The organism is Paenimyroides tangerinum, assembly GCF_003865405.1.
GTDB classification, from domain to species: Bacteria; Bacteroidota; Bacteroidia; order Flavobacteriales; family Flavobacteriaceae; genus Flavobacterium; species Flavobacterium tangerinum.
In genome coordinates this window covers 1-7963 of the sequence record NZ_RQVQ01000068.1, presented here as the reverse complement: position 1 = coordinate 7963, position 7963 = coordinate 1, and the positions used below count along the sequence as shown (strand labels likewise).

The 7963-nt window shown below is 30.7% G+C and carries 11 protein-coding genes; 10 read left to right on the top strand and 1 reads right to left on the bottom strand.

Translation table 11 applies throughout. The annotated features are described in order from the left end of the window. From EG240_RS16555 to EG240_RS15740, 4 genes are all read left to right on the top strand, one after another. A partial coding sequence (locus EG240_RS16555) for a hypothetical protein (protein ID WP_158612038.1) occupies window positions 1-424 on the top strand: 424 nt, incomplete at its 5' end. A 233-nt stretch (window positions 425-657) separates the two neighbouring features. Further along, the gene (locus EG240_RS15750; protein ID WP_125020290.1) at window positions 658-1152 is read left to right on the top strand and encodes a hypothetical protein; all 495 of its coding nucleotides are present in this window, start codon (window positions 658-660) and stop codon (window positions 1150-1152) included. A gap of 219 nt (window positions 1153-1371) precedes the next feature. After that, a complete protein-coding gene (locus tag EG240_RS15745; protein WP_125020289.1) occupies window positions 1372-1620 on the top strand; it encodes a hypothetical protein in 249 nt (82 codons plus the stop codon). 216 nt (window positions 1621-1836) lie between these two features. Continuing rightward, a complete protein-coding gene (locus EG240_RS15740; RefSeq protein WP_125020288.1) occupies window positions 1837-2613 on the top strand; it encodes a hypothetical protein in 777 nt (258 codons plus the stop codon). A gap of 87 nt (window positions 2614-2700) precedes the next feature. Here the strand turns inward: EG240_RS15740 and EG240_RS15735 are convergent, their stop codons facing one another. Next, window positions 2701-4275 (bottom strand): IS1182 family transposase, encoded by a 1575-nt coding sequence (locus tag EG240_RS15735; protein WP_235830405.1) that lies wholly within the window; start codon window positions 4273-4275, stop codon window positions 2701-2703. A 270-nt stretch (window positions 4276-4545) separates the two neighbouring features. On the opposite strand from EG240_RS15735, the gene EG240_RS15730 reads away from it, so the two are divergent. The 6 genes from EG240_RS15730 to EG240_RS16730 all read left to right on the top strand — a co-directional run. Beyond that, a complete protein-coding gene (locus EG240_RS15730) occupies window positions 4546-5010 on the top strand; it encodes a hypothetical protein (protein WP_125020287.1) in 465 nt (154 codons plus the stop codon). A gap of 274 nt (window positions 5011-5284) precedes the next feature. After that, window positions 5285-5809 carry a hypothetical protein gene (locus EG240_RS15725; RefSeq protein ID WP_125020286.1) on the top strand — a complete coding sequence of 175 codons (525 nt, stop codon included), beginning with the start codon at window positions 5285-5287 and terminating at the stop codon, window positions 5807-5809. A 12-nt stretch (window positions 5810-5821) separates the two neighbouring features. After that, window positions 5822-6082: a hypothetical protein gene (locus EG240_RS15720; RefSeq protein WP_125020285.1), complete on the top strand. Its 261-nt coding sequence runs from the start codon at window positions 5822-5824 to the stop codon at window positions 6080-6082. Between the two features lie 7 nt (window positions 6083-6089). Then, window positions 6090-6527, top strand: coding sequence for a protein-export chaperone SecB (locus EG240_RS15715; protein WP_125020284.1), 438 nt, complete (start codon window positions 6090-6092; stop codon window positions 6525-6527). Between the two features lie 659 nt (window positions 6528-7186). Then, a complete protein-coding gene (locus EG240_RS15710; protein ID WP_125020283.1) occupies window positions 7187-7801 on the top strand; it encodes a DUF5063 domain-containing protein in 615 nt (204 codons plus the stop codon). Then, on the top strand, window positions 7779-7963 hold a 185-nt coding region (locus tag EG240_RS16730; protein WP_203229332.1), incomplete at its 3' end, for a hypothetical protein. The genes EG240_RS15710 and EG240_RS16730, both read left to right, overlap by 23 nt.

Genomic DNA, 7963 nt, shown 5'->3' with positions numbered 1-7963 from the left:
GTACTTGCTTTGCTATGCTCACTTTCATCCGCTGCGAGTGGTTCACTTTATCCGTTCTATCCAGTCAACAAATAAAATTGATTTATTAGTTGTTGGAAAAGTATTTTATCAAGATTTTGATAAAATGCTACTTAAAGAAGAAGAATCATTATTGCGGTTTTCAGCATTTAGAAAACACCTGTCTTTTAAACACGAATCTGAATACAGAATTGTTGGATTTACGAATGTATTTGAAAATGAAATTGGTCTTAGATTTAAACTTCCTGAAATTGAAAGTCTCGATTTTGAACTCTTTGCAAATCCAAGATTATCGCCATTTCAATTCAAACAATACAAAAAAATAATCGGAAATTATATTAAGCCAGAAAAGCTTAAAGAATCCGAACTGAAGAATTTTTTAGAGTTTAGAAATTTAAAATATTAATAAAAAACTAGCTATAACATCAGTTTCGCAAAATGCGGTGTAAAGGCTTTTTTTGAAGTTTTGGCTTTTTAAGTCGCAATTACATTTCGTTTTGTAAAAAAGATTAAATTTACAAAAGCCAAAATGATTTGCTTTTTTTTGGGATTTTCTTTAAACTTGGTTTTGTGAAATTCCCGCACTTCGCGAAGCTGCGGCTCGTTGTACGACATTCTATGAAAACTACCGTAACAATTTTGAAAGCTTTAATAATTGTAATATTTTCAATAATAATTGCATGTCTTTTTGGTGCAATCCATAATCAACTTTCATATTCTGTCTCATATGAATTTTTTGAGCACTTTCTGTTTGGTAATTTTGGAACTAATGAATGGAATTTAAATAATAAAAGAATTGAAGCCTCAGTTGTCGGAATTTTAGGCTCATATTGGGTTGGATTTATATTAGGTATTATTTACGCTGTAATTTGCCTATTTATAAATACTGAAAACAAATTCAAATACATATTAAAGGCAATTTCAATAAATATATTTTTTGCTTTAATTGGAAGTATTATTGGATATATTATCGGATTCATAATTCCTTGGGAAAACTTAGGAATTTGGATGGAATTTGGAACGCAAAATCCACAAAAATATGTTCAAGCTAATTTTATGCATTCTGGAAGTTATTATGGTGGAATTATAGGCTTAATTATCGGAATTATTTATCTTTTTAAAAATAAATCTTAATCAAGAACGTCGTACAACATCGGTTTTGCGAAATGGCGGGTTAAGGGAAAAATAAAAAGTTTGAGCATTTTTATCCGCAACAGCTTTTTATATTTCCTTTTTTCTTATTTTAGTAAATATAAAAAAGCTGTTGCTCAAGTTAGTGCAAAATTGAAAGCTTAGGTTTTCTAATCCGCCACTATCGCAAAGCCGCGGCCCGTTATATGTAATGTTTGGAAAATGGAGTATAATATAGAAAATGAACAAAAAGAAATTATCACTAAGAAAATTGGTTATGAAGCTATGCTTTATGTTTTAAAAACATATTATGAAAATAGTGGCTCAAATGATTTAACTGACATTCTTAGTGGAGGTGAATATTGGTTGGGAGAAGAAAAACCAATTGATTCAGCTTTTTGGTATTATTGGATTGACGCAATTGAAAAAGTAGAACGCGAAGGTCCAATGTTTAAAGAATTTATCAAATAAACACTACATATAACATCAGTTTCGCAAAATGCGGTGTAAAGGCTTTTTTTAAAGTTTTTGGCTTTTTAAGTCGCAATTACATTTCGTTTTGTAAAAAATATTAAATTTACAAAAGCCAAAATGTTTTGCTTGTGTTTTGGGATTTCCTTTAAACTTGGTTTTGTGAAATTCCCGCACTTCGCGAAGCTGCGGTCCGTTATGTGCAAGCTTTAAATTATGCGTATCCAAGAAATTATCAATAAAAAAACTGGTGAAAAACTATTAATATTTGGAGGTGAAGATATCATATCTGTAAATCCAGATCAACATTACTATGAAAGTTGTTTAGTCAGAAAAATGACACTATTCGCTCCTGAAGAAACTTTGGGTGATAAAGAACCGACAAAAGAAGGAGCTAAAATTCTTGTAGAATCAGCTAAAGAATGTAGAGAATTTATTGATAATTTTCGCAAAATTGATTTACCTGCAAACTTAAAAAACCTACTAAATACAACTAAAAAAAGAGAACAAGAAAAAATATTAAATGGACTAGAGTTAACACCTGATATACTAATGGCCTTTCTGTTGTATGCTGGAGATAATGGCTATTTGTTTAGTGAATATTCATCAGAACATCATTCAAGTGCACTTAAAGATAAAAAGATGCCATTAGCTTATCGTAAAAAAGATGATGGATCTATGGAAGTAATGGGAACTACAGATTTATCTGAAGGACAACTTAAACAAAATCTTGAACAAAGAACTGTAAAAGTTGGTAAAATTTTAGAAAAAGGAGACGAATGGCATTGCTTTTTTGTAACTTTCAACAGTTTATTAGGTAAAGAAAATTGGAGAAGCGGACAACCTCATTTTCACTATTTGTCAAATTTATTTGGTTTTACAAAGGAAGAAGTTATAGAACAAATCAAATCGAAAGATTATAAATTAGGAAATTTACCTCATATAACATTAAAGGAATATGGTAATCAACCTGAAAACAAAGCCAGCACATAACATCGGTAACTGTTGCACAACTCCGATTTTAAAGCAAAATACATAATATATTGCCTCGTTTAAGTCTTTTTAAGTGAGGTTTATTTTTTAAAAAGTATACTGAATTCTAAAATTAAAGTGGCTTAAAATTGATGTTTTTAGTTCAAAATGATCTCGTTTTATAAAAGCGTAGTTCTTCCCTTGGTTTAGGGAAATGACTTGGGCTAAAACACTAGGAATTTTGAAAATAAAGCGTAGGTATTTCTTCAAGTTGTAGGATAAACTTGACATTAAAACATGTTTATTAGCTTGAACCATTCCTCGACTATTGACCTTTTTCATAGTAAAGAAATTAATCAAGGTTCCTAAAACGGGTTCTACTGTGGCACTTCGACGTTTCACTAACCTGCGATGATACACTTTGTTTTTGGTAAGTTTCTCATGCATTTTATCGTAAAGTGGTTTATGAATGCTTTCTTCTAATTTTTTGAACTTGGTTACTTTTCCACAACAGCTCTCTCTTAAAGGACATTTTCCGCAATCTTGTTCGCTACTTCTAAAAGACTTTTTTTCATAACCTTTACTATAAATTAAAGTACGTTTAAAAGGTAAATAGGCTTTGTTTCCGCCTTCTTGAATACATTCGTAACGGTTTGCTTCTTTATTAAAAATAAAACCTTTACGTTCGGGTTTATATTGTCCGAAGTTTGGAATCCAAGCATTCAGATTATTATCTTCACAATATTGTAAACTTGTTCCACTGCTATATCCTGCATCGGCCAAAACTTCTCCAATTTGAATATCGTTTTGTTTTAAATTTTCTATAGTTTGATCCATGATTTCTGGAAATATGGCACTGTCTTTACTTCCAGCTGTACTGGCACAAGCTCCTGTGATTACGTGAAATTTGTCGTCAACAGCTAATTGCCCCGCATAATTTAGTTGACGTGGTTTTCCAGGTTTAGTTGAGATTTTTGCATCGGGATCGGTTGGACTATAATGGGTGTGATTACTTAAAAATTTAGGTCGAATAGCTTCTCCATTTTCATTTTTCTGAAGCGTTTTTACATGTCCTGGCATTCCTTTAAAAGCTTCTTCTTTCCAATTATGATGTTGATCTACTAGCTTTTTACGTGTTGATGTTACTTTGAATTCTGAATTTTCTTCCAATTCATTTACAAAGGCAGAAGCATCATTTAAAACCTCCTTTTCAACTAGAGAATCCATGCTCGCATTGGCTTTGATGAAAGCAGAATCTACGGCTTGACGTTTACCTGAAACCATACCTTTTCCTACACATAAACTTAAGATAAGTTGGAAAAGCTGCAAGAAAACTTCTTCTCCAAAAAGTGCACGTGTTCGGCTGATGGTGGAATGCCAAGGTAAGTCTTCGTTTAAGTCATACCCTAAAAACAAACGAACATCTAAACAGTTGCTGCAATAGCGAATCAAAGCTCGATCGCTATTGATATTGTTTAAATAACCAACCAATAAAATCTTGAAAAACACAACTGGATCAATGCTTTCTTGACCTTGGGTTCCGTAGTATTTTTGAGTGGATTTGTATAGAAAGTGTAAATCTAATTCTTGATTTACACGGCGATAAAAGTTATCGGATGGAACTAATCTGTCCAAGCTTAGTTCGTAAAATAGTTGTGGGGTAAAATCTTTTCGTCCTTGCATACAACAAGATACGAATTTTTATTTACTTTTGAGTTGTGCAACAAGCACAAGGGTTTGGCGCAATGGCGGGTTAAGGCTAAAATTGAAGTTTCGGCTTTCTATTCCGCAAAAAGCCAATTATATTGACTTTTTTCTTAAATTTATTCAATTAATTGGCTTTTGCTTACCGTGTCGCTAAATTGAAACTTATCGCTTCAATTTCCGCCACTGACGCCAAGCCCCGAAACGTTAGCTGTAATGCTCCAAACAGCCGTAATAAAAGTTCAAAAAATGAAAGAATTTGAATATAATGGAACTTATGCTGATTGCTATGTATTAAATGATGATAGAACTGAAAAATTTATATTTGAATTTCTTAACCATTTTATCCCTGAAAGAAAAGAAAGTGCAAGTGAATATGAATTTCCACAATATGAAGATGATTCACAATTTATTTTTCAAAACGATTATCAAATAATAGAATTCTTATCACAAAAAACAAATGTCGAATATTCACTTTATTGGAATAATAAAAGAAGTGAAGATTTAAAAGGAGCAATGGTTTTTTTTACACCTGATAACAAAATAATATTTGGTTTATTTTGCAATACCTTAAAAGGAGATACTAAAATTGAAGATGAATATTTCCAAAAACTCAAATTGTTCACTCAAAGTAATTATGGATATATATCTTATGAACAAATTCCCGAAATGGATACAAATACATTTATAGAATTATCAATAAAAAGTTTATAAAAAGCACTACAGCTAACATCAGTTTCGCAAAATGCGGTGTAAAGGCTTTTTTTAAAGTTTTGGCTTTTTAAGTCGCAATTACATTTCGTTTTGTAAAAAATATTAAATTTACAAAAGCCAAAATGTTTTGCTTGTGTTTTTGGATTTTCTTTAAACTTGGTTTTTTGAAATTCCCGCACTTCGCGAAGCTGCGGCTCGTTGTGTGTAATACTAAAAAAAATATTGCGATTAAATAATAAAATATTATATATTGCGCTTATTAAATTTTTAAGTAGTGAAAGTATTTCATACTCAAGAAAGTCGAAGAAAAACATTATCTTTTCCAATTCAATGCGTCAGAGATGATGCATGGTTGGGTGAAGCATATTATTTTTGGAAAGAAGAATTAGATGCAGATGATTGGGGGAATAACTCTAAAAGAAAAACCAAAAATTATGAAATATATGAATGTGATTTAAATTCAGAAAATTACATTGATACTGTATTTAATGAAAAGCATTATTATTTTTGGATTAATCAACTCGAGAAAATTGCAAAAAAAATAATGCTTAAAACAAATGAAAAACCAACCCTTAAAGAATTAAATGATTATATAAAAGATAAAAATATATGGCCAGAAGTTGATTTTATTCAATTTCAAGATCTTCCAGTTAATTCGGAACGATCTTTGGTTAAACCCATAACATATAAATATGGCAAAGTTAGAACTGTTGCTTTTAGAAAAAGAATACAAATAGCAGTCTATAATAAAGAAATAATTTCTAACTTTGTTCTTAAAAAAACAGAACAAGTAATATAATTAATTTAAGATATGTTAAATTTAGAATTATTAGAACAAAAGTTAGATGAAGTTCTTTCAAAAGAAACTTCTGAAACTATGACTTCTTGGCTTATGAATAAGAGGCTGAAGAAATACATATCTTTATTGGGAGAAGGAAATTTCATTAGTATGCCTAAAAATAAAATTTCAATGTCTCAATCTAGAAGCTTTACAGTGGATACTGAAATTAATGAGTATTCCACTGAATATACTTGTGGCAATACAGATGATGATTATTTATTAGCAGCATAAACTAACAATGAGTACAGAAACACAAATAAAATTAAAATTTATAAGCGTTGATTTTCCTGTTGTTAATTTCAATTCAGAAAAACAATTTTCAGGAGAAGAAGAAATTTCTGTAAACATTGAACCTAAAGTATATTTTCCTAAAGATGACGCAAATCATTTTAAAATTATTCAAGAAGTTCAAGTTTCAGTAGAAAATACCTTTAATATTTTTATCATAGCAATTGGTAATTTTCAATTTAACAATGTAGATGATGAAAAATTGAGAAGAAATTTTGTTAATTTAAATGCTCCTGCAATTATGTTTCCATATATAAGGTCTTTTATTTCAACATTGACTTCAAATTTAGGTAATGTCACAGGAACATTAAATATTCCTCCACAATTTTTTAAGGGTGAATTACCTGTTATTTCTGATGAAGACTTCGAAAATAATAACGAAAAATAAAAAGTACAGCACATAACATCGTATTGGCGAAATGGCGGGTTAAGGTAAAATAGAAAGTTTGTTCATTTTCATCCGCAACAGCTTTTTATATTTCCTTTTTTCTTATTTTAGTAAATATAAAAAAGCTGTTGCTCAAGTTAGTGCAAAATTGAAAGTTTAGGCTTTCTAATCCGCCACTATCGCAAAGCCGCGGCCCGTTAGCAGAAATTTCTAAAAACAAACTAATGAAGAGAATAATTGGAATATTGAGATTAATAGGAATAACCACAATTTTACTATTTATTTTAGCAAAAATGATAGACCTAAATTCTCTTATAGGTACAATACTTTTATCTATTGGATTCTTTTCGTTTTTAATATCATTTTCAATCCCAATTATAATGTGGATTTACAAAAAGTATATAAAAAACTATATTGATTCATAATATATTCAATGTCAAAAAAAAAGAAACATCAGCTAACATAAGTTTGGCTCAATGGCGAGTAAAGGCAAATTTCAAAGTTGGTTTTCTTTTTTGTCGCAATCGCCTATTTCAATTTTATTTATTAAATTTAAAAATTAAAAGGCGTTGCTTAGTTTTGGTTAATCGTAAAGTTTTGGCTTTATTTTTTCACCACTGCGCCAAGCTTCGTCCCGTTAGCCACAATATTAAAAGACGATGAAACAACTGTCGACAGAAATAACCGAATTGCTGAATAAGAAATCAACGACTGACTTCTTAACTGCTGCTCGACAGTTTGTAACTTTATTGGAAAATGATGAATTAAACCAAGAGACATTTTACAAGGACTCTCATAAAGCATTGTCTGAATTGTATAAGACAGCTTTGGTACTTGAAACGGTTGAACTAATTTACTCAGAACCTGAGAGTAAATTTGACGAAATCGACAGAGACGAACTCAGAAAAATGAATAAAAATCTTATTTCTAATCTTGGTAAAGACTGTTTTTATTGGGAAATTTTCGACCCGACATACACAGAACAAAACGGGAAAACAGAACAAGGTTGGGAAATAACAGACAAAGATCCGACTCAAGGTTGGCTTGTAGACGACTTTGCTGACATTTATGCTGACCTTAAAGAAGAGTTAACGAAAATTGACCAAATAGGAACAGACGAAGCAGTTGAAGACGCTTTATGGCAGCTGAAATTTGGACTTAAACACCATTGGGGAAATCACTGTATTAATGCAATGAGAGCTCTACATTATTTATGGTATGATGGAAAAACTGCAATGTTAAATGAACAAGATGAAGAAAAATACTGTGGCTAACAGCGGTTTGGCAATATGGCGGCTGAAGCGCTTCTATGAAACATTTGTTCAAGATTCAACGGTAGTAATTCTATTGAACATTGGTGCTGAAAATCCACCACTTCGCATTCTATGGATAAAAACAAACTTTTTTCAAGTTTTTTTTCTATTTATTTATGCTGC